The 22195-nt window shown below is 62.6% G+C and carries 17 protein-coding genes and 1 pseudogene; 4 read left to right on the forward strand and 14 right to left on the reverse strand.

The genetic code is table 11. The annotated features are described in order from the left end of the window. Positions 1–88 precede the first annotated feature (88 nt). From AC07OT_RS20300 to AC07OT_RS20325, 6 genes are read right to left on the reverse strand one after another with little or no spacing between them, the layout of a single operon-like run. Complete coding sequence (locus AC07OT_RS20300) at positions 89–1759, reverse strand: acyl-CoA synthetase family protein (RefSeq protein ID WP_141156554.1); 1671 nt, start codon at positions 1757–1759, stop codon at positions 89–91. After that, positions 1756–2301 carry a COG4648 family protein gene (locus AC07OT_RS20305; RefSeq protein WP_141156555.1) on the reverse strand — a complete coding sequence of 182 codons (546 nt, stop codon included), beginning with the start codon at positions 2299–2301 and terminating at the stop codon, positions 1756–1758. The genes AC07OT_RS20300 and AC07OT_RS20305 overlap by 4 nt, the downstream gene beginning before the upstream one ends. After that, a complete protein-coding gene (locus AC07OT_RS20310) occupies positions 2298–2552 on the reverse strand; it encodes an acyl carrier protein (protein ID WP_003187949.1) in 255 nt (84 codons plus the stop codon). The genes AC07OT_RS20305 and AC07OT_RS20310 overlap by 4 nt, the downstream gene beginning before the upstream one ends. Before the next feature lie 9 nt (positions 2553–2561). Continuing rightward, positions 2562–2831: a phosphopantetheine-binding protein gene (locus tag AC07OT_RS20315; protein ID WP_027604978.1), complete on the reverse strand. Its 270-nt coding sequence runs from the start codon at positions 2829–2831 to the stop codon at positions 2562–2564. After that, complete coding sequence (locus AC07OT_RS20320; RefSeq protein ID WP_065940811.1) at positions 2809–3621, reverse strand: lysophospholipid acyltransferase family protein; 813 nt, start codon at positions 3619–3621, stop codon at positions 2809–2811. Before AC07OT_RS20320 ends, AC07OT_RS20315 begins: the two co-directional genes overlap by 23 nt. Then, positions 3597–4316 carry a beta-ketoacyl synthase chain length factor gene (locus AC07OT_RS20325; protein WP_065940812.1) on the reverse strand — a complete coding sequence of 240 codons (720 nt, stop codon included), beginning with the start codon at positions 4314–4316 and terminating at the stop codon, positions 3597–3599. The genes AC07OT_RS20320 and AC07OT_RS20325 overlap by 25 nt, the downstream gene beginning before the upstream one ends. Positions 4317–4653: 337 nt before the next feature. Here AC07OT_RS20325 and AC07OT_RS20330 point away from each other — a divergent pair, with 337 nt between their 5' ends. Beyond that, positions 4654–5424, forward strand: coding sequence for a ParA family protein (locus tag AC07OT_RS20330; protein WP_495108901.1), 771 nt, complete (start codon positions 4654–4656; stop codon positions 5422–5424). A 470-nt stretch (positions 5425–5894) separates the two neighbouring features. Next, complete coding sequence (locus AC07OT_RS20335; protein ID WP_495101363.1) at positions 5895–6110, forward strand: DUF6124 family protein; 216 nt, start codon at positions 5895–5897, stop codon at positions 6108–6110. 148 nt (positions 6111–6258) lie between these two features. Here the strand turns inward: AC07OT_RS20335 and trxC are convergent, their stop codons facing one another. The 6 genes and pseudogenes from trxC to AC07OT_RS20365 form a co-directional block, all read right to left on the reverse strand. Then, entirely contained in the window at positions 6259–6693 is a 435-nt protein-coding gene (gene trxC / locus AC07OT_RS20340; protein ID WP_495101362.1) for a thioredoxin TrxC, read from the reverse strand. A 218-nt stretch (positions 6694–6911) separates the two neighbouring features. Further along, the gene (selO, locus tag AC07OT_RS20345) at positions 6912–8375 is read right to left on the reverse strand and encodes a protein adenylyltransferase SelO (protein ID WP_115486448.1); all 1464 of its coding nucleotides are present in this window, start codon (positions 8373–8375) and stop codon (positions 6912–6914) included. A gap of 48 nt (positions 8376–8423) precedes the next feature. After that, complete coding sequence (mscK, locus tag AC07OT_RS20350; protein ID WP_115486447.1) at positions 8424–11807, reverse strand: mechanosensitive channel MscK; 3384 nt, start codon at positions 11805–11807, stop codon at positions 8424–8426. A gap of 52 nt (positions 11808–11859) precedes the next feature. After that, positions 11860–13602, reverse strand: coding sequence for a potassium/proton antiporter (locus tag AC07OT_RS20355; RefSeq protein ID WP_495108902.1), 1743 nt, complete (start codon positions 13600–13602; stop codon positions 11860–11862). Positions 13603–13835: 233 nt separating this feature from the next. Then, on the reverse strand, positions 13836–14708 hold the full coding sequence (locus AC07OT_RS20360) for a methyl-accepting chemotaxis protein (RefSeq protein WP_371914633.1): 873 nt from the start codon (positions 14706–14708) through the stop codon (positions 13836–13838). Then, positions 14691–15461 (reverse strand): annotated as a pseudogene (locus tag AC07OT_RS20365) (MCP four helix bundle domain-containing protein); the annotation flags it as partial. The pseudogene AC07OT_RS20365 and the gene AC07OT_RS20360, both read right to left, overlap by 18 nt. Positions 15462–15737: 276 nt before the next feature. Between AC07OT_RS20365 and AC07OT_RS20370 the strand changes: the two are divergent. Together AC07OT_RS20370 and AC07OT_RS20375 are read left to right on the forward strand one after the other, a co-directional pair. Further along, on the forward strand, positions 15738–15968 hold the full coding sequence (locus tag AC07OT_RS20370) for a hypothetical protein (protein WP_003187970.1): 231 nt from the start codon (positions 15738–15740) through the stop codon (positions 15966–15968). After that, a complete protein-coding gene (locus AC07OT_RS20375; RefSeq protein ID WP_017526490.1) occupies positions 15965–16255 on the forward strand; it encodes a cell division protein ZapA in 291 nt (96 codons plus the stop codon). The genes AC07OT_RS20370 and AC07OT_RS20375 overlap by 4 nt, the downstream gene beginning before the upstream one ends. Here the strand turns inward: AC07OT_RS20375 and AC07OT_RS20380 are convergent. Both AC07OT_RS20380 and putA read right to left on the reverse strand, forming a co-directional pair. Continuing rightward, positions 16252–18054: an acyl-CoA dehydrogenase gene (locus AC07OT_RS20380; protein ID WP_495101360.1), complete on the reverse strand. Its 1803-nt coding sequence runs from the start codon at positions 18052–18054 to the stop codon at positions 16252–16254. The genes AC07OT_RS20375 and AC07OT_RS20380 overlap by 4 nt on opposite strands. A 153-nt stretch (positions 18055–18207) precedes the next feature. Continuing rightward, positions 18208–22161, reverse strand: coding sequence for a trifunctional transcriptional regulator/proline dehydrogenase/L-glutamate gamma-semialdehyde dehydrogenase (gene putA / locus AC07OT_RS20385; protein WP_495108903.1), 3954 nt, complete (start codon positions 22159–22161; stop codon positions 18208–18210). Between the last annotated feature and the right edge of the window lie 34 nt (positions 22162–22195).

The following is a 22195-nucleotide window of genomic DNA, read 5'->3' on the forward strand; positions in this document are numbered from 1 at the left end:
CCCCCCCCCCCCCCCCCCCCCCCCCCCCCCCCCCCCCCCCCCCCCCCCCCCCCCCCCCCCCCCCCCCCCCCCCCCTCGCCACAGAAGCTTATGCATGGGCCGCTTCCAATTGGATGCGGCCGCTGGAGCAGGCCGCGACGCCGTTGCGGTAGGCGAAATATAACTTGCCGCGTTCCTGGTCGAAGCGCAGGTGCAGTTCGATACGGTCGCCGGGGCGCACCAGTTGCTGGAACTTGAGCACTTCCATGCCGGCAAAGGTCGCGGGCAGATCGAGCAGTTGTTGGCCGAGGTTGAACGCCCACTCCACCTGGACCACGCCGGGCAATACCGGAGTGACCGGGAAGTGGCCGCTGAAATAGGCCAGGTCCGGCGGCACGCTCAGTTGCAAGGTCCATTCGCCATCGACTTCGACTTGCTCCAGCACTTCCGGCGCCTTGGGCCGGGGCGCCAGCAGCAGCGCGGCCACATCGGCCTGGGGCAGTTTGCCCTGGGCATTCAGCGGCAGCTGGCGCAGCAGCCGCCAGCGACGTGGCAGCGCCAGGGCTTCGCAATGCTGGCTCAAATGCTGGCGCAGGGTCTGGGTGACAGTCCGTCGGCCCTGGTTGCGCAAGGCGTGCAGGCCGTCGGCACTGAGCACCACCAGCGCGCCGAGGGAGGCGCGGTTTTCCTGCACCACCCCCAGGCGCGTTTCGACGACCCACGGGTGGGCCATCAGCGCCTGCTCAAGCATGGGCAGGGAGATGCGTTTTTCTTCCAGCTTGACGATACGGTCCAGGCGTCCGAGCAGCTCGAAGCGACCATCGGCATGGATGCGCGCAGCGTCAGCGGTTTGTTCTATGTGCCCGACGGGCAAGTATGGCGAGGCGATGCGCAGGGCACCGTCGGCGTCCTGGCTCAGGTGTACATCGGCGAACGGCTGCCAGGGTTGCGCCCCCTGGCGCCAGGCGATGCCACCGGTTTCCGAGCTGCCGAGGATCTCGGTCGGCCATTGCTGCAAGCGCTCGTATAGACTGCCGGCCGCCTCGATGGGCAGGGCGCCGCCCGACGAGAACACCCGCGATACCTGGCTCAGCGCCGGCCAGTCGAGGTTGTCGCCCATGCGCTTGAGCAGCGCCGGGCTGGCGACCCAGGCGAATTGCGGGTGTTCGCGGCTGGCGCGTTGCATGTCTTCCGGAAACGCCAGCTGGCGGCGCACAAAGCTGCGCCCGGCGCACAGCGGCCACAGCACGCGGAACAGCAAACCGTAGATGTGCTGGGTGGCGACACTGCCGATGATGCAGGCGTCTTTCAGGTCGGCGCCCCACAGCGCTTCCAGGGCCTGGACTTCATTGGCGAGCTGGCGCAGGGTCTTGTCGATACGCTTGGGTTCGCCGCTGGAGCCGGAGGTGCACAGGCTCAGTTGGCAGGTGTCCAGGTCGAGGGCAGCCGGGCTCAACGGTGCTTGATACAGCGCGTCCAGGTCTGCCGCTTCAGTCAGCCAGGCGTCGACAACCGTGTCCCAGCGTTGGCGGGTCTGGGGTTGCAGATCGGCGGGCAGCAGTACGCTGGCCCCGGCGCGCCAGGCGCCCAGCAGTGCAATCGCCAGCAGGCCGGCGTCTTCCAGGTGCAGGGCCAGGCGCTGGATGCCACGGGCTTGCAGCCCGGCGGCCAGGCTCAGGGAGTGTTCCCACAGCTGGGCGTGATTCATCGCAGGTTCGGTGGTCACCAAACGCTGTTCCAGCGGCTCGAGCAACAGATGCTCAAGATTCAACCCATTCATACGCGGCCTCGAACCCTTTGTCGTACCAGCCATTCCACGGCAAACAACAGCCCCATCAGCCCGTAGGCGATCAAGCCGTTGTACAACGTCCACCAGCTCAACGGCGCCCATAGGGTGAGGGCGGCGGCGAGCAGGCCATTACACAGAAAAAACACGCACCACACCACGGTGACCTGGCGCGTATACACAATCGCGTGCGGCGGCAGCACCGGGTCGGTCATGCGCGCCAGACGCTCCACCATCGGCGGGCCGTATTTCAGGCTCAGGCCGAACAGCGCCAACATGAACGCACTGACCAGGCTCGGGTACCAGCGCAACAGGTGCGGGTTGTCGAACCAGGCCAGGGCCAGGCAAAACACGATTACCGCCAACGCCATCCAGCGGCTGCCGGGGCGCGTCGCACCCGTGACCGCGCGCAGCAGCCACAGGCTGCCCAGCAGCAGGCCGAATTGCCAGGGCGCAAAGTGCTCGGTGCCGTAATACACCGCAAACGGGTACAGCAGCCCCGCCAATAACAGGCCAAGGCCGATCAGCCGGCTCATGCGGCAGGCTGGACCAGACGGTACACCGCCTCAACCACGTCGTTGACGGTGCGCACGGCCTTGAACTCTTCGGCGGCGATCTTCTTGCCGGTCTGGCGCTTGATATGGTCGATCAGGTCCACGGCATCGATGCTGTCGATCTCCAGGTCCTGATACAGGTTGGCGTCGAGGGTGACGCGCTCCGGGGGCAGTTCAAACAGTTCCACCAAGGCATCGCGCAGGGTGTTGAAAATATCGTCACGAGTTTGCATGGTCCGGTCTCAAGCTGCCTGTCTGGCCGTGACGAACGCCGCAAGGCTGGCCACGTTGGTGAAGTGATTGCGGGTGTCCTTGGCGTCGGCATCGATCTTGATGCCGTACGTTTTCTGGATCGCCAGGCCCAATTCCAGGGCGTCTACCGAATCCAGGCCCAGGCCTTCGCCGAACAGGGTTTGGTCGCTGCCGATGTCGTCGGCGCTGATGTCTTCCAGGCCCAGGGCCTCGATGATCAACAGCTTTATGTCGTGCTCAAGGCGGTGTTGGTCGCTCATCTTCGGCGAGCTCCTTAATGAAATAGTGGTGCAGGTAATCGTTGAGCTTGCGTGAGGCCTGGGGCGCGGGCCCCAGTGTTGCGAACGCCTGTGGTTCTATATCGGCCCCCACGCGCAAACTGAAGTGAAAACGGCATTTAGGGATGCGATACCAGGGTTCGGCCTTGGTCAGAGTGGTGGGGCTGACCTTGATCACTACCGGGGTGATGATTGTCGCACCGCGCAGGGCAATGGCGGCGGCCCCGCGATGAAAGGCGGGCGCCACGCCGGGTGTGGTGCGGGTGCCTTCGGGAAAGATGATCAGCGTCTGGCCTTGGCGCAGGGCGTCGGCGGCGGCGTCGAGCATGTCTGCGCTGCCGTCGTTGCTTATGTAACCCGCGTCGCGCACCGGGCCACGGGTGAACGGATTTTGAAACAGGCTCTGCTTGATCACGCAATTGGTCTGGCGCATCAGGCCGATCAGGAACACCACGTCGATCAGCGACGGATGGTTGGCGATGATCATCTGGCCTGGCTGGCCGAGTCGTTCGGCGCCTTCGACGCTGTAGGTCAGCACGCCGGCGCGCTGCATCAGGCGGATAAAGAACCAGAACAGCTTGCTGATGGTATGGCGGGCGCGGCGCTGGTGCCTTTCTACGTTGCCCGGCAGGCAGCTGAGCAGGGGAAAGACCAGCAAGCGCAGGCACAACCCGCCGACGCCGAATACGAAGAAGCTCGCGGCAGTGGCGAACAGGCGCCAGTAGTAGGCATCCCGTGGCTTATCGTTCACGACTTGCGTTGCCAGTTCCATACACGGTTCTTCCAGGCATGTTGGCAGGCGCCCTGTTCGGTAAGCAGGGCGCGCAGCAGGTTCAGGGCGTGGGGCCACTGGGTTTGAGTGGGTTGGACAGTGCCGGCGCTGAGTTCCAGTTGCCACTCGTCGCCTGGTGTCAGCAGCAGGCCGAGGGCGTAGGGAAAGGGTACGTCAACGATCCAGCTGGCGTAGGCTTCGGGCGGCTGTTCTTCGGTGATCACCAGCAATACCGCCGGAGCGCCTTCGTTGAGCAGGGCCGCGGCTTCGAGCATGCCGTGCTCCAGGCCATCGCCGGCGGCGGCGAGGGCTGTCATTTCGCTGGTTTCATTGCGCAGGATCGACCACAGGCCAATCACCGCGTTGTGCACCGACAGGCTGAATTGGGTCGGCGACAGCGGCTGGTCGTTGGCCAGGTCGCTGAGGATGTCGAGGGTGCGCGGAGTTTCCCCATGCCGGGAAATAAACACCAGCGGCAGGTCTTGCAGGCCGTCGGCCAGCGGCCAGCCTACGCTGAACGCCATGCGCGCCAGGCGGCTCAGGCGGCGGCGCTGCATGGCCGGCAGGAACGATACGTCGGGCGAAGCATCGCTGGCAGGCAGCAACACCGGGGCCTGGCACCAGGCGTGCCAGTCGTCCGCGCTTTCCAGGCCGGGGGCCCAGGCGCGCCATTGGGCGATGTTGAAGTTGATCACTGAGAAGTTATCCCGCCCCTGCGGGCTTCCATGTGCGGCTTTTGGCCCCGAATACCGGGACAAGGAGCAATCGCCGAGTGGCGCGCATTATCCCGGTGCTGCGGGGTTCTAGCAAACTTTGGTAAAGAATTGTGCAAGGCCGATTACAAATAAGTCGGGAAGGTTTACAGATTGTCCTTCAACGAGGAGCAACTTGGATCGTCGGACACTTCCTTTTCATTTGTACGCGACATATGACAGACCCGATGCAATGCAGCAATGCATCGATGAACGAGGTAGCTAACAGGCGCTTTTGCCCTCTACACTCGGACATTCATTGATACACGGAGGTTTTTCCATGCGGCGCGTGGTGTTCAATCAAAAAGGCGGTGTTGGCAAGTCGAGCATCGCCTGCAACCTGGCGGCGGTCAGCGCCAGCGAAGGCTATCGAACCCTGTTGGTGGACCTCGATGCACAGGCCAATTCAACCCAATACCTGACGGGGCTGACTGGCGACGACATCCCCATGGGGATCGCGGATTTTTTCAAGCAAACCCTGTCTTCCGGGCCGTTTTCGAAGAAGAACAAGGTCGACATCTACGAAACCCCCTTCGACAACCTGCACGTCATCACCGCCACCGCCGAACTCGCGGACCTGCAGCCCAAGCTTGAAGCCAAGCACAAGATCAACAAGCTGCGAAAGCTGCTCGATGAACTGAGCGAAGATTACGACCGGATCTACCTGGATACCCCGCCAGCCCTGAACTTTTATGCCGTTTCTGCGCTGATTGCCGCTGATCGTGTGTTGATTCCCTTCGATTGCGACAGCTTCTCGCGCCAGGCCCTGTATGGCCTGCTGGCTGAAATCGAAGAATTGAAGGAAGACCACAACGAAGGCCTCGAAGTGGAAGGTATCGTGGTCAACCAGTTCCAGGCACGGGCGAGCCTACCGCAGCAAATGCTCGATGAGTTGATTGCCGAGGGCTTGCCGGTGTTGCCGGTGTACCTGGCCAGCTCAGTGCGCATGCGCGAGTCGCACCAGGAGAACAAGCCGCTGATCCACCTCGACCCACGGCACAAGCTCACGCAGCAATTCTTGGAGCTGCATAACCTGCTGGAAAACGCCTGACCTTGAAGGCAACAAAGAATCCCTGTGGGAGGGGGCTTGCCCCCGATTGCGGTGTGTCAGTCACGAATACGTTGACTGAGTCAGCGCCATCGGCGTCAAGCCCCTCCCACATTTGTATTGCATTTCAGTCGGGGATTTGGATTTGTCCCACAGAGGTTGTAGGAAGGGTCTGGCTAGAGGGGTTGTGGCTTGTATCGTTGCCTACAGCTACGCCAGAATCCGCCGGCTTGTGCGTCTGGATGGGCATCTCTAAGGTTCTGCGGTCACTGAATGTTCAGTGATCGGGTTTAGTAGCCCGAGGTGAGATGTACGGCAATTCGTCGATCAGGAGCTTCCTGAATTTGATGGTGGCTGTACGGAGGGCGCTTTCGAGCGCGCCGGTTGCGTCTCCCCGGTCTACTAACCTGCGTACAGCTGCCACCCTCCGTTTAGTAGCGGCCGGTTGCGGCTCCACTACTCGGAGACGATCCATGGTTAACCTTTATACCGTTACGCCCAACCTCCCCACCGAAACCCTCATCCTCAACAGCTACGAAACCTTCTCCTCCGTCCGTACCCTATTGCTCAACCTTTCCAGCGACCTCACCGGTGAACACCGCGACATGGCCCTGGCTATCCACCAATTGAGTGAACTGGGCGTATTGCTGGTCGGCCAGATGATGGACCGCGAAGTCCCTCTGGCCTGAAGGTACAACGCGGTCAAATGTGGGAGGGGCGGTGCGACGATTCGACTTGCCCCTGATGGCGGTATGCCGGCTAGCTCATCTGTAGCTGAGCCACCGCCATCGGGGGCAAGCCCCCTCCCACATTGTTCAGCATCGTTCTCAAGTCCGGTTATATCCCCTGGCTACGCAACCAGCTCATCAACTGCGGCAACGGAAACGCTCCGCTCTGGCGCGCCACTTCGCGGCCGTTCTTGAACAGAATCAGACTGGGGATCGAACGAATCCCCAACTGCGCCGACAGCTGCTGATTGGCCTCGCTGTCCAGCTTGGCCAGCCTGCACTTGCCTTCCAGCTGCCCGGCCGCCTGTTCAAACACCGGCGCGAACGACTTGCACGGCCCGCACCAATCGGCCCACACATCCACCAGCAGCGGCAGGTCGCCCTTGATCTGGCTGGCGTAGTCACCTTGTTTCAGCTCGAAAGGCTTGCCCAGTAGAACCGGTTGTTTGCAGCGCCCGCACTTGGGCGTATCACCCAGGCGTTCTGCGGGGATGCGATTGAGGCCGTTGCAATGGGGGCAGGGGATAACGAGAGGTTCGGACATGGTGGGCTCCGTGGATGTGGCCAATGCTCCCTATCTGGAGTCAGCGCCGATAATTATCAAGATAGATACATGACTGTGGCGAGCGGGCTTGTCCCGCGTTGGGCTGCGTAGCAGCCCTGGGTAGCGTGGCGAGGTGTACTGGATATACCTCGCTTTCAGGCGTTGGGGTTGCTGCGCAGCCCAGCGGGAGCCAGCTCTGTCGCCACAGTCTGCCTGTCTTAGGACGAACAACTGATCTCCAAATGCTTGCCCCAATCCGGCGGTCGTTGCGCGTACTGTTCCATCCCCGCTTGCTCCTCGAACGGCTTGGAAAGCACCTCATGCAGTCGCTGCACTTCGCTGTAGTCGCCTGATTCGGCGGCGGCGATAGCGTTCTGTGCGAGGTAGTTGCGCAGGATGTACAGCGGGTTCACTGCATGCATCCGCTCACGGCGCTGCTCTTCGCTGTAATCCCCGTCCCGCGCAACACGGGCCGTGTACAGCTCGGCCCAGGCATCGAACCCGGCGAGGTCGACAAAGTCATCGCGCAGCTTCGCCACCGCCAGCGCTGCCGATTCGTCGCCCAGGCGTCGGAAGAACAAGGTGTAATCCACGCCGCTGTTCTGCATCAGCTTCAGCAACCGCTCCACCAGCTTCTGGTCGTCGTCTTCGGCGGTGGTCAGCCCCAGTCGGCGGCGCATCAGGTCCAGGTAGTGGGCCTGGTACAGCGGCAGGTACAGGCCAAGGGCTTCTTTCAAGGCATCGACGCTGATAAATGGCGTGAGCGCCTGGGCCAGCGCGCTGAGGTTCCACTGGCCGATGGGCACCTGGTTGCTGAAGGAGTAGCGTCCTTCATGGTCCGAGTGATTGCAGATGAAGTGCGCATCAAAGTCGTCGAGAAACGCAAAGGGCCCGAAGTCGAAGGTGATGCCGAGGATCGACATGTTGTCGGTGTTCATCACGCCGTGGCAGAAACCATAGGCCTGCCATTTGGCGATCATCTCGGCATTGCGTTCGACGATTTCGCGGAACATCGCCAGGTACGGCTCGGGCTGTTCGCGGCACGCCGGGTAGTGCAGGTTCAGCACGTGTTCGGCCAGCTCGGCCTGCTGTTCGGGCTTCTTGGTGTAGTAGAAATATTCGAAATGACCAAAACGGATATGGCTGGGCGCCAGGCGCAGCACCATCGCCCCACGTTCCTGCTTCTCACGCCAGACCGGGGTGCTGGAGCCGATCACGCACAACGCACGGCTGCTGGGGATGCCCAGTGCATGCAGCGCTTCGGAGGCCAGGAACTCCCGAATCGACGAGCGCAGCACCGCGCGGCCATCGCCCATGCGCGAGTAGGGCGTCATCCCGGCACCCTTGAGGTGCAGGTCCCAATGCTCGCCGGCCTCGTTGTATACCTCGCCCAGCAGCAATCCCCGACCATCGCCCAGCTGCGGGGTGTAGCCGCCGAACTGGTGCCCGGAGTAGACCATTGCCCGCGGCTCGGCTTCGGCCCACAGCTTATGGCCGCTGAACAGCTCGGCGAATACCGGCGTTTGCGCCACGGCAGGGTCGAGGTCGAGCAGGGCCATGGCGGCATTGCTTGCCACCACCAGGCGCGGTTCGTCGAGGGGCTCGGGCAATACGTGGGTTGAGAACGCGTCGCCCAGGCGTGCGAAGCGGTTGTCGAAGGTCAGTTCGTCGAGGGCTTTCACCGGCCATCTCCAGCAGAATGTCCGAGCATTCTGCTGGGGATAGGGCGTTTAGTCGAGTTTGCTGGGTGGTGGCTCGGGTGCATCCGCCACTTTGCCGTCCGGCGGCTCCGGCACATCTTGCGCCTCGGTCGGTCCGACGATGGTTCTCTTCTCGTCCTCCACCGGCACCAGCTTGTACTCCTGGCCGTGGAGGTTTTTCAGGTACACCTCCATCTGCCGGAACGAGATGTTGATGTGGTGGTTCTTGAACTCGCGGTTGATAAAGCGGTTCACTTCGTCGATCACCGGGTTGCGGTCGCCGAGGTCGCGCACGTGCATGCGCAGTTCGTGGTCGAGGGTGCTTTCGCCGAAGTTGAGGAAGTACACATGGGGTTCCGGTTCCTTCAACACCCTTGGGTTTTCTCGCGCGGCCTTGAGCAACAATTCCTTCACCAGGTCCAGGTCGGAGCCGTAGTCCACGCCCAGCTTGAGGGTCACGCGGGTGATGGTGTCGGTCAGCGACCAGTTGATCAGTTGCCCGGTAATGAACGTCTTGTTCGGGACGATGATGTCCTTGCGGTCGAAGTCGGTGATGGTGGTAGCGCGGATGCGGATCTTGCTCACCGTGCCCGACAGGTTGCCGATGGTGATGGTGTCGCCGATCCGCACCGGGCGCTCGAACAGGATCATGATGCCGGAGATAAAGTTGGCGAAGATCTCCTGCATGCCGAAGCCCAACCCCACCGACAGCGCGGCCACCAGCCATTGCAACTTGTCCCAGCTCACGCCGAGGGTGGACAGGGTCGAGACAAAACCCACGCCGGCAATGATGTAGGACAGCAAGGTGGTCGTGGCGTAGGCACTGCCCTGGGCCAGGTCCAGCTTGGACAGCACCAGCACTTCCAGCAGGCCGGGCAGGTTACGCGCCAGGGCGAAGGTGATGCCGATGATGATCAGCGCGCCGAGCAGGTCGCCGATGCTGATCGGCACCATGCTGATATTGGCACCGGTGCCGCTGGTGTATTCGTAGAGGGTGACGTTGTCCAGGTAGGAAAATACCGAGATCAGGTCCGACCATACCCAGTACAGCGCCGCGATAAAGCCACCGAGCAGCGCCAGGCGTATCAGGCGCATCGATTGTTCGTTGACCTGTTCGATATCCAGGGTCGGCTCTTCGATCACCGCTTCGCCTTCGCCGGCTTCCTTGGCAGCCTGGCGTTTGGCCAGGGCGCGGGAATAGGCCAGGCGTCGGGCGGCAACGCCCAGGCCGCGCACGAAGGTGGCTTCGATGACCAGCCAGAACATCAGCAGGTACAAGGTGTTGATCAGCCGGTCGCTGAGCTTGAGTGCGGTGTAGTAGTAGCCAAAGCACACGGCAATGAACAGCGCGATAGGCAGGGCGGTAAACAGCAGGCCCACGGCTTTGCGGAACAGCGAGGCTTTTTCGTGGGTCGGGCTGTGCAGCAGCAGGCGTCCCAGCAGCCAGGCCATCAGGGCGTAGCAGGTCAGGACCACCCCAATGCCCAGCACGTCGTCGGCCAGCGCCGCCGGTTGATGCTCGGCAATCGCCACCACGGCCACCAGGGCCAGCACCACCAGCCCGAGCTTGCGCACCCAGCCCTGGAGGAATTCGACCTGGGGCTTTTCCCAGCGGAAGTGCAGCTCGGCCACGCCGCCCGGTGCCAGGATGCGGTAGGCGGTGTAGAACACCAGCCACGCCTGGGCAATCTGCAACAGCGCCGCACCCAGGTTGGCGTTCTGCCCACGTGCGTCGATCTGCAGCGCGTAGCCGCACAGCGCCAGGCCCAGTGCTACCGGCATCGCCAACAGGATATTCACCAGGATCGCCTGGGGCGTGTGCCATTGGCTGTCGCGTTTGAAGTGGCCGATGTCCAGGTGGACTCTTTTCAGACGCGCGTACAGCGCGTTGCGGCGCCACAACAGGGCACCGATCAACAGCAGCAACGGCAAAAACAGCAGCGGACGCTGGGTCAGGCCGTCGTACAACTCGCTGACGCTGGAGGCCCAGGGCAGGGTGGTGACCTGCTTGCTCAGGTGCGCCGGCACGGTTTCCAGCCATTCGGTGTCCAGCGGCTTGTTGCTGGGGATCCAGAACATCTGTTCATCGAGCGTCGCGCGCAGGGTGGTGGCGGTGCTGAGCAGTTGTTTCTGGTTCAGTTGCAGGGTGATGGATTCGTTGAGCAGCGCGCTCAGCTCGCGGCTCAGGCGCTCCAGCAAGTCGCTGCGGGTGATCGCCAGTTCCAGCAGGGTGCGCCGCAGTTGCGGGGTGACGTCGGCCGGCGGCTGGTTGGCCAGCAGGTTATCCACATAGGTGCTGGGGGAGCTGATCAGCTCGCGCTGTTGGTTGACCTCGAACTGGTACAGGCGAATGTTGGCGATATCGTCCGCCAGGTCGCGGTCCACCGTCAGGCGGGGCAACGCTTGTTTCTGCTTATACAGAATCTTCGACAGGAGCAGGCTGCCCTTGAGCACGTTGATCTGCTCGTCCAGGGCCGAATCGCTCTGGGTCACGGTGTCCAGCTGTTGCTTGGTCTGCAGGTTCTTCTGGGTCAGGTCGTTGAGGCGGTCGGTGCTCTTGAGCAGGTAGTCGGAGAGCTTCAGGTTGGCTGCGCTTTCCGTGGCCAGCAGGCTGCTGCCGCCGGCTTTCTGCGCTTCGATGGACTGCTGGGTGACGGTCTGCTGGGACTGGGCCAGGCGCTTCTGGTTGATCAGGGTTTGCAGGTCCTGGATCTCCTGTTCCAGGCGCGCGGTTTTTTCCTGGATCAGGTCGTGCTGGCTGTTGCCCAGGTCCTGCAGCTGGCTGTTGCCGGCCAGCTCCTGGCGGCGCAGGGGGATCAGGGCATTCAGGGAGGCCAGTTCGGCATTCAGTTGGTTGCGCTGGTCGCCGCTGAGGGCTTTGCCATTGTCCTTGCCGGCCTTGAGGGTGGCATTGATCTGCTGGATGCGCGTCTGGCTGCTGCTGATTTCGGTCTGGGCGCGCTCGGGACGGGTCTGGGCGGCGATGGTCAGGCTGTTGGCGTCGGCCAGTTCCTTTTGCAGGTCGCCTTGCTGGGTGCTGCGCTGCACCAGCAATTGCTCGAGCTGCGGCACCGGCAGGGTGGCGTAGCGTTGGGCCACCGGAATGACCTTGGTGGCCTTGAGCCGGGTCAGTTCGCGCTGGTTCTCGCTGGTCTGGCGCGGCGCGTCTTCCAGCTGGCGCTTGAGGTCGACCAGGCGCTGCTCGTAATCCTGCTTGTTGCCCAGGTAGGTCAGGGTCTGTTGCAGGATCGATTGCAGCGCCTTCATGTCGGCGTCGGGCAGTTTGCGATCAGGCAGCTTGTCCAGGGTTTGCTGGATGGCGTCGGCGCTGGGCGGGTCGGCGGCGTAGACGCTGCCGACACAAAGGGTCAGGCCCAGCAGGGCAGTGGCGAGAAAAGTGCGCAGGGTTGGCATAGAGACCGATCGAGCAAGGTGAAGAATCGGGGGCGTGCTGTCGCCCCGCAGTTTAGAGGAAGAGTCCGGGGGCCGGGCGACTTCCTTCGGGGAATCTGACGCCGACTTTGCCAATCTTGTTCCCGTCCATGACCGCGACGGTCCAGATGGTGTTGTTCCACTCCACCTGGTCGCCCACGACCGGCGCGCCGCCGACTTTCTGGGTGATGAAGCGGCTCAGCGGCATGTCCGGGTCGATCCCTTCGAGCTTGAGGCCATACAGCGCCGAAACCGCGCCCAGCTGGGCGTCGCCTTCGAGGACGAAGTCGCCGAAGAAGCGCAAATCGAGGCCGCGTTGCGGTGCCTGGCTGAACAGTTTGCCCAGGGCCGGCAGGTTGTGTTCATGGCCGATCACACAGAGCAGATCGCCGACTTCCAGCACCGTACTACCCGACGGATGGAGCAGTTGCTGGCCACGGAACAGGGCCGCGATGCGCGTGCCTTCGGGCATTTTCAGCTCACGCAGGGCCGCGCCGATGCACCATTTTTCTGCGCCCAGGCGGTAGACGAACAGCTCCCACTCGCTGGTGACGTGCACTTCCAGGGCTGCGCGGGAGATTGGCGCCGGGTCCGGCGGCACGGTCACTTTGAGCAGCTTGGCCACCCACGGCAGGCTGGTGCCCTGTACCAGCAGCGACACCAGCACGATAAAGAACGCCAGGTTGAAGTACAGCTGCGCATGGGGCAGGCCGGCCATCAACGGGAACACCGCCAGGATGATCGGCACCGCGCCGCGCAGGCCGACCCAGGCGATAAAGGCCTTTTCGCGGCCATGGAAGGCTTTGAACGGCAGCAGGCCGACCATCACCGACAGCGGCCGCGCAAACAGGATCATCCACAGCGCCAGGCCCAGGGCCGGCAGGGCAATCGGCAGCAAATCATGGGGCGTGACCAGCAGGCCCAGCACCAGGAACATACCGATCTGCGCGAGCCAGGCCATGCCGTCGAGCATATGCAAAATGCCATGACGGCTACGCACCGGCCGATTGCCGATCACCAGGCCGCACAGGTACACGGCGAGGAAGCCGCTGCCATGGAAGGCGTTGGTCAGGGCGAACACGAACAGGCCGCCGGCGATTACCAGGATCGGGTACAGGCCGGTGGCCAGGTTGATGCGGTTGACCATCTGCAACATCAGCCAGCCGCCGCCGAGGCCGACGATGCCACCGATGCCGAACTCGCGCACCAGGTGGGTCAGCAGGCTCCAGTGCAGGCCGGTCTGGCCGCTGGCGAGCATGTCGATCAGGGTGACGGTGAGGAACACCGCCATCGGGTCGTTGCTGCCGGATTCGATCTCGAGGCTGGCCGTCACCCGTTCGTTCAGGCCCTTGCCGCCCAGCAGCGAGAACACCGCTGCGGCGTCGGTCGAGCCGACAATCGCACCGATCAGCAGGCCCTGGATAATATTCAGGTCAAACAGCCAGGCCGCCGCCATGCCGGTGAGGCCGGTGGTAATCAACACCCCCACCGTGGCCAGGGACAATGCCGGCCAGAGTGCCACGCGGAAACTCGCCACCCGTGTACGCAAACCGCCGTCGAGCAGGATCACTGCCAGCGCGAGGTTGCCCACCAGGTAGGCAGTCGGGTAATTGTCGAAAATGATGCCGCCGCCATCGACGCCGGCCACCATGCCCACGGCCAGGATGATCACCAGGATCGGGATACCCAGGCGCGAGGAAAGAGAACTCACCAGAATGCTCGCACTCACCAGCAACGCGCCGATCAAGAACAGGCTGTTGATGGTCGTCGCATTCAAAGGCAGTACTCCATGGGCAAACAAGACGGGACGCAAACTGACCATGCAGTCTGCGTGCCAGGGATTCTAACCTGTTGAATTGCGGTGCTGTCAAAAAGCTTTTAACGTCGGGCGCAGATCTGAATGTGGAAGGGGGCTTGCCCCCGATGGCGGTATGTCAGTCAGCTTGTCTGTAACTGATCCACCGCTATCGGGAGCAAGCCCCCTCCCACATTTCAAGCCAGTGCAGGGCGTTAGAGGCGGAAGCGGCCTACCATCCCGTTCAGGTCTACCGCCAGGCGTGACAATTCGCTGCTCGCGGCGCTGGTCTGGCTGGCGCCCGTAGCGGATTGCACCGACAGATCACGAATGTTCACCAGGTTGCGGTCCACTTCCCGCGCCACCTGCGCCTGTTCTTCCGCCGCGCTGGCGATCACCAGGTTGCGCTCGTTGATCTCGACAATCGCGGTGTTGATGGTATCCAGCGACATCCCGGCGCCTTTGGCGATGTTCAGCGTCGACTCCGCCCGCTCGGTGCTGTTGCGCATCGAGTCCACCGCGTGCTCGGTGCCGGCCTGGATACTGCCGATCATCCGCTCGATCTCGCTGGTGGACTGCTGGGTACGATGGGCCAGGGCCCGCACTTCATCGGCGACCACCGCGAACCCGCGACCGGCTTCACCGGCACGTGCGGCTTCAATCGCCGCGTTCAGGGCCAGCAAATTGGTCTGGTCGGCCAGGCCGCGAATCACGTCCAGCACTTTGCCGATATCGCGCGACTCATTGGCCAGTTCGCCGATCAGGGTGGCGGTAGCCTGCACGTCGCCGCTCATGCGCTCGATGGCGCTGACGGTTTCCTGCACCAGGTCGCGGCCGTCGCCGGCGGAGGTGGTAGCGTTGCGCGAGGCTTCCGAGGTGCTCACCGCATTGCGTGCGACTTCTTCGACGGCGCTGGTCATCTCGTTGACGGCGGTGGCGGCTTGTTCGATTTCGTTGTTTTGCCGGGTCAGGCCACGGGCGCTTTCGTCGGTGACGGCGTTCAGTTCCTCGGCGGCGGAAGCCAGTTGGGTGGCGGAGCCCGCGATGCGTTGCAGGGTGTCGCGCAGTTTGTCCTGCATCTTGGCCATGGCGGCGAGCAGGCGCCCGGCCTCATCGCTGCCGTCGACTTTTATCGGCCGTGTCAGGTTGCCTTCGGCGACTTCTTCCGCCGCTTCCAGTGCCTGTGAAATCGGCAGGGTGATGCTGCGGGTCAGCAGCCAGGCAAACAGCAGGGTCAGCAGCGTGGCGATCACCAGCAGGCCCACGACCAGGTTGAAGGCCGCGTTGTATTGGTCTTCGGCCTCCTGATTGGTGGCCAGGGCCATCTTGTTATTGAGGTCCAGCAGGCGCGTCAGCACGGCGTTGACCTGCTCGGAGTTGCTCAGCAATTCGGTGTTAAGCAGGCTGCGCAGCTCATCCACCTGGTTGGCCCGTGACAGGCTCTTCATGCGCTCTTCAATCTGATGGTACTGGCCCAGCAGGCTTACATATTCGTTGTAGGTGCTACGTTCTTCGCTGCTTTCAATCAGTTTCTCGTAGACGCCCTGGGCGGCGCGAATCTGCTGGTTGCGCAGTTCGAAGGCTTCCAGGGTCTTTTGCTGCACATCCGGCTCGCGGTTGGTCAGCAAGCGGTAAGACAACACGCGCAGGCGCAGGGTCAGTTGGGTGAACTCATCCAGGGCGCGGATGCTTGGCACGCTGGACAGGGTGATGTCTTCAGTGGCGCCACGGATCTTGCTCATCTGGTTCAGGGCGAACACGCCTAGAAACAACATCAACGCGCCAATAAACGCGAAGCCGAGGAAGGCCCTCGGGGCGATATTCATATTACGAAGCGACATGCGGAAATCCTGGGAGAGGCGCGATCCGTGCGGTCATGAGACGGGGTGTGCCTCTCTATCGGGCGTACGACTAAAGTCTAAAGGGGGCTGTGCGTTTTTGTCGCATCTGACGAGGGGATGCGCGGATTCAGGAACCAGATGGGGGAAATGCAGTCACTAAGGCTCGAAAGCGTGGCCCGGCCCTTGAAAAACGGGCTGCGCGCCAGGGATAACCCTGGCATCCGAGGTGAATTTTCTTTATCGTCACCGCCCTTTGAAAAAGCCCGAGAAATCAAAATGTTAGAAGCATCCCTCAGCCAACTGGAACAACTGGTCAGCGACCTGGTACAGCAGAATCAGGAGCTACTGGGCAGCAACGAATCCCTCAAGGCCGAACTGGCTCGCGCCAAGGATGAGAACGACAGCCTGCAACTGAACCTGATGGAGCAGGAAGAAAAGCACGGCGCTACCGCAGCGCGGATCCAGGCGCTGGTTGAGCGCGTGAGCGCAGGCCCTGTCAGCGCATGAATGAAGGGATAAAGGTCGTTTCGATTCTCGGAGAGGATTACTCGATCAAGGCCCCGGCCGGGGAAGATAAGACCCTGATGCACGCCGTGACCATGCTCAAGGCCTCCCTGGCCACCACCAAGAAAAAGTACCCGACCCTGATCGGTGACAAGCTACTGGTGCTGGCGGCGCTGAACCTGTGCGCCGAGCAGATCGAAATGCAGCAGGCTCACCAGCAGGAACTCGACCGTTACCAAGAGCAAGTCAGCGCCACGGTCGAGGTGATTTCCAAGGCGATCCAGCCTTAGAACCACTCATCCTGCATCCCCAGGCACGTATCATCCCGTGCCTCCAGAATCACCAGTTCATGATGGCAGCCCGGAATCTCCCAAGTCAGGAAGTACCGGGCGGCCTGGAGCTTGCCTTTATAGAAGGCGACATCGGCCGCATTGCCCTTGGCCAGCCCTTCTTCGGCGCGAATCGCCTGTTCCAGCCAGCGCCAGCCAATCACCGTATGCCCGAATACCTTCAGGTACAGCGCCGAGTTCGCCAGGCTGCTGTTGACCTTGCCCTGGGCGAGATCCGTCAGCAGGCCGATGGTCACGCTTTGCAGGCGGCTGACCAGGTGCTCCAGCGGTTCTCTCAATGCCGTCAGGCCTGGATATTCCTGTGCCCGCGCGCCCGTGTCGGCGATCAGCCGAATCAGTTGCTTCAGGCCCGCGCCGCCGTTCTGCGCCAGCTTGCGCCCCAGCAGGTCCAGGGACTGGATGCCATGGGTGCCCTCGTGGATCGGGTTCAGGCGGTTGTCGCGGTAGTACTGCTCCACCGGGTATTCGCGGGTATAACCGTGGCCGCCGAGGATCTGGATCGCCAGTTCGTTGGCCTTGAGGCAGAACTCCGAGGGCCAGGATTTGACGATGGGGGTGAGCAGGTCCAGCAGTTCGTGGGCCTGTCTGCGTTCGGCCTCGGTCTCCAGTGTGGTGGTGTCATCGAACAGCCGCGCGGCGTACAAACCCAGGTCGAAGGCACCTTCGACGTAGGCTTTTTGCGTCAGCAGCATGCGCTTGATATCGGCGTGCTGGATGATCGAGACCGGCGCGGTACTTGGGTCCTTGCTGTCGGGCAGGCGGCCTTGCGGGCGTTCGCGGGCGTATTCCAGCGAATAGAGATAGCCGGCGTAACCGAGCATCACCGCGCCCATGCCGACACCGATGCGCGCCTCGTTCATCATCTGGAACATGCAGCTCAGGCCTTGGTGCGGTTTACCCACCAGATAGCCGACGCAGTTGCCGTTATCGCCGAAATTCAGTGCCGTGGACGTGGTGCCGCGCCAGCCCATCTTATGAAACAGCCCGGCCAGCAGCACATCATTGCGCGCGCCGAGGCTGCCGTCGTCGTTGACCAGGAATTTGGGCACGATAAACAGCGAAATGCCCTTCACCCCGGCGGGCGCGTCCGGCAGCTTGGCCAGCACCATGTGCACGATGTTTTCCGACAGCGGGTGATCGCCGCCGGAGATGAAGATCTTGTTGCCTTTGAGGCGATAGCTGCCGTCAGCCGCGGGCTCGGCGCGGGTACGAATATCCGACAGCGATGAGCCGGCGTGGGGCTCGGTCAGGGCCATGGTGCCGAAGAAGCGGCCTTCGATCATCGGTTGCAGGAAGCGCTGTTTTTGCTCCTCGGTGCCGAAGCTTTCGATCAGGTTGGCGGCGCCCATGGTCAGGAACGGGTAGGACGTCGAGGCCGCGTTGGCGGATTGGAAATGAGCGAAGCAGGCTTGAGAGAGCAGGGTCGGCAACTGCATGCCACCGGCTTCGAAGCTGCGGGCCGCATTGAGGAAGCCGGCTTCCAGGAACGCATCCACCGCCGGTTTGACTTCCGGAATCAGGATGGCTGCGCCGTTTTCGTAGCGCGGTTCGTTTTCGTCGTTCTTACGGTTGTGGGGGGCGAAGTGCTTTTCGGCGATGCTGCGCGCTGTGCTGATCGCGGCATCGAACGTTTCGCGATTGTGCTCGGCAAACCGCTCGCGCTGGGTCAGGCCTTCGGCATCGAGGACTTCGTACAGCTCGAAAGCCAGATTGCGGGAACTGAGCAGCGTCTCGGACATGGCGGCTTACCTTTGGAGGAATTGGCCTGAGTCTAAGTGCGCGAATAAAGACTGGATAGCAAGATTGATCTGGGTGATGAAGAGGCAGAACGCGGGGAGGGGAATTGAAATGCGATCAAATGTGGGAGAGGGCAAGCCCCCTCCCACATTCAGTTAGCCGATGGTCATCAGGCTGGCATTACCGCCGGCAGCAGCGGTGTTAACGCTCAACGCACGCTCGATCACCAGGCGCTCCAAGGCAATCGTGGTCTCGCCCTGAGACAAACCATGTACCCCGACAATCGCCCCGCCACGCTGCGCCACTTGCTGGCACACCCCACGCAGTTGGTCGGAATCGCCGTGGTGCAGGACGGCGTCAAACACCACCTCGTCCTTGGTCCAGTCGGCCACGCGCTTGATTTTCGCCTGAATCTCCTTCGGCAGGCGTGGGAACACGGCCTTGGTCAGGTCGGTTTCCGGCCATACCGCCGAACCGCCGACGGCCAATACCGCCGCCAGTTGAGTCAACAGATCGCCTTCCACGTCCGCCAGGCACAGTACGTGCTCGCGGGGCAGGATGGCGTAGCTGTTGCGCTCGCCGGTCGGGCCGGCCAACTGACGGGTGATACCGCTTTGGGATTGCGCGGCGAACTGGCTGCACAGCGCACTCAGTTCGCTGAACTTATTGCTGTCGGCCCAGGTTTTCAGGGCGGTCAGCGGTTGGCTCATGGCGTCGCGCAGGCGTACATCCGGTGCCGCCAGCTTGTCGCCACGTACGAAGGATTGCTCGATCGCATCGGTAGGACGGGTCGACAGCAAGCGGTACAGGTACAGCGGACCACCGGCTTTCGGGCCTGTGCCCGACAGGCCTTCGCCGCCGAACGGCTGCACGCCGACCACGGCACCGACAATGTTGCGGTTGACGTAGACGTTACCGGCATTGACGTTGTCGATCACCTTGGCGATGGTCTCGTCGATACGGGTGTGTACGCCCAGGGTCAGGCCATAGCCGGATGCGTTGATCTGGCCGATAAGCTGGTCGATCTCCTTGCGCTTGTAGCGCACCACGTGCAGCACCGGGCCGAAGATCTCCCGTTGCAGTTCGTCGAAGCTTTCCAGCTCGATCAGGGTGGGCATCACGAAGGTGCCGCGCTTGATTTCTTCACCGTCGGCAATCGCCACCTGGTACACATTGCGGCCTTTGTCGCGCATGGCCTGGATGTGTTTCTCGATGCCGGCCTTGGCTTCGGCGTCGATCACCGGGCCGATGTCCACCGACAGGCGCTCCGGGTTGCCCAGGCGGCATTCAGCCATGGCGCCCTTGAGCATTTCGATCACGCGGTCTGCCGAATCTTCCTGCAGGCACAACACACGCAGGGCCGAGCAACGTTGACCGGCGCTGTCGAAGGCCGAGGACACCACGTCGATGACCACTTGTTCGGTGAGTGCCGAGGAGTCGACGATCATTGCGTTCTGGCCGCCGGTTTCGGCGATCAGCGGGATCGGACGGCCCTGGGCATCCAGGCGCCCGGCGACATTGCGTTGCAGCAGCCGCGCGACTTCGGTGGAACCGGTGAACATCACGCCCTTGACGCGATCATCGCCCACCAGGCGTGCACCCACGCTTTCACCCTGGCCCGGCAGCAATTGCAGTACGCCTTGCGGAATACCGGCTTCGAGCAGGATGCGCACGGCTTGTGCGGCGACCAGCGGGGTTTGCTCGGCAGGCTTGGCCAGTACCGGGTTACCGGCGGCCAGTGCGGCAGCCACTTGCCCACTGAAAATCGCCAGCGGGAAGTTCCACGGGCTGATGCACACCACCGGGCCCAGTGGGCGGTGGGCGTCATTGGTGAAGTCGTTGCGCGCCTGTACCGCGTAGTAGCGCAGGAAGTCCACGGCCTCACGCACTTCGGCGATGGCGTTGGCGAAGGTCTTGCCGGCTTCGCGGGCCAGCAGGCCCATCAGCGGCTGGATCTCGCCTTCCATCAGGTCGGCGGCACGTTCCAGGATCGCTGCGCGTTCGGCGGGCGGGGTGGCCTGCCAGATCGGGCCGGCGCTGATGGCGCACTGGATCGCGTTGTCGACGTCTTCGACAGTGGCTTCTTGCACGTGACCGACCACGTCACGCAGGTCGGACGGGTTCAATACCGGTGCCGCCGCTTGTTCGCTGGCGGCGCAACCGAGCATCGGCGCGGCCTTCCAGTTGTTGTGCGCGGTGGCCAGCAGGGCGCAGGACAGCGATGCCAGGCGGTGTTCGTTGGCCAGGTCGATACCGGCCGAGTTGGCACGGTCGCTCCCGTACAGGTCACGGGGCAGCGGGATACGCGGGTGCGGCAGGCCGAAGCCGCCTTCCAGCGTCGCCATCTGCTCGATGCTGGCCACTGGATCGGCCACCAGCTCCTGGATCGAGATGGACTGGTCGGCGATGCGGTTGACGAACGAGGTGTTGGCGCCGTTTTCCAGCAGGCGACGCACCAGGTAGGCCAGCAGTGTTTCGTGAGTGCCGACCGGTGCGTACACGCGGCACGGACGGTTCAGCTTGCCTTCGGAAACCTTGCCTACTACCTGCTCGTACAACGGTTCACCCATGCCGTGCAGGCATTGGAACTCGTACTGGCCGGGGTAATAGTTCTGACCGGCGATATGGTAAATCGCCGACAAGGTATGGGCGTTGTGCGTAGCGAACTGCGGGTAGATGACTTCCGGTACCGACAGCAGCTTGCGTGCACAGGCAATATAGGAAACGTCGGTGTACACCTTGCGGGTATACACCGGGTAGCCTTCCAGGCCTTCGACCTGGGCGCGCTTGATCTCGCTGTCCCAGTACGCGCCTTTTACCAGGCGGATCATCAGGCGATGGCGGCTGCGGCGTGCCAGATCGATGACGTAGTCGATCACATACGGGCAACGCTTCTGGTAGGCCTGGATCACGAAGCCAATGCCGTTCCAGCCGGTCAACTGCGGTTCGAAGCACAGACGCTCGAGCAGATCCAGCGACAGCTCCAGGCGGTCGGCTTCTTCGGCGTCGATGTTCAGGCCGATGTCGTATTGCTTGGCCAGCAGGGTCAGGGACAGCAGGCGCGGGTACAGCTCATCCATCACGCGCTCGTACTGCGCACGGCTGTAACGCGGGTGCAGGGCCGACAGCTTGATGGAGATGCCCGGGCCTTCATAAATCCCACGGCCGTGGGAGGCTTTGCCGATGGAGTGAATGGCTTGCTCGTACGAGGCCAGGTACTTTTGCGCGTCGTGTTCGGTGAGGGCGGCTTCACCGAGCATGTCGTAGGAATAGCGGAAACCCTTGGCTTCGAATTTGCTCGCGTTGGCCAGGGCTTCGGCGATGGTTTCGCCGGTCACGAACTGCTCGCCCATCAGGCGCATGGCCATGTCGACGCCCTTGCGGATCATCGGCTCGCCGCTTTTGCCGATGATGCGGCTCAGGGATGAGGTGAGACCGGCTTCGTTATGGGTAGCGACCAGTTTGCCGGTCAGCAGCAGGCCCCAGGTAGCGGCGTTGACGAACAGCGACGGGCTGTTGCCCAGGTGCGGATGCCAGTTGCCGGTGCTGATCTTGTCGCGGATCAGCGCGTCGCGGGTGCCTTTGTCCGGGATCCGCAGCAGTGCTTCGGCCAGGCACATCAGGGCTACGCCTTCCTGGGACGACAGCGAGAATTCCTGCAGCAGGCCCTGAACAATCCCGGCACGGCCGCCGGCACTCTTCTGATTGCGCAGTTTTTCCGCAATCGACGCGGCGAGCTTGTTGGTGGCTTCGGCCATTTGCACCGGCAGGCGGGCCTGCTCGATCAGCATCGGCACCACTTCCGGCTCTGGGCGGCGGTAAGCGGCGGTGATCGAAGCACGCAGTACGGATTGCGGCAGGATGCTCTCGGCGAACTCAAGGAAGCACTGGTGGGCGTGGTCGCTCTGGACTTCGCCTGCGTCGTCAGCGTCCTTGCTGCTCAAACCGTTGAGCTCGGTCAGGGTTGCACCACCCTCGAGTTTCTCCAGGTAATTGAAAATCGCCTGCTTGATCAGCCAGTGCGGCGTGCGATCAATGGAGGTCGCGGCCGCCTTGAGGCGTTCGCGGGTCGGGTCGTCGAGTTTGACCCCAAGGGTGGTCGTAGCCATTTTCTTATCCTCATGGGTGCCACTACCGAGTGGC

The organism is Pseudomonas sp. GW821-FHT09C10, assembly GCF_059418085.1.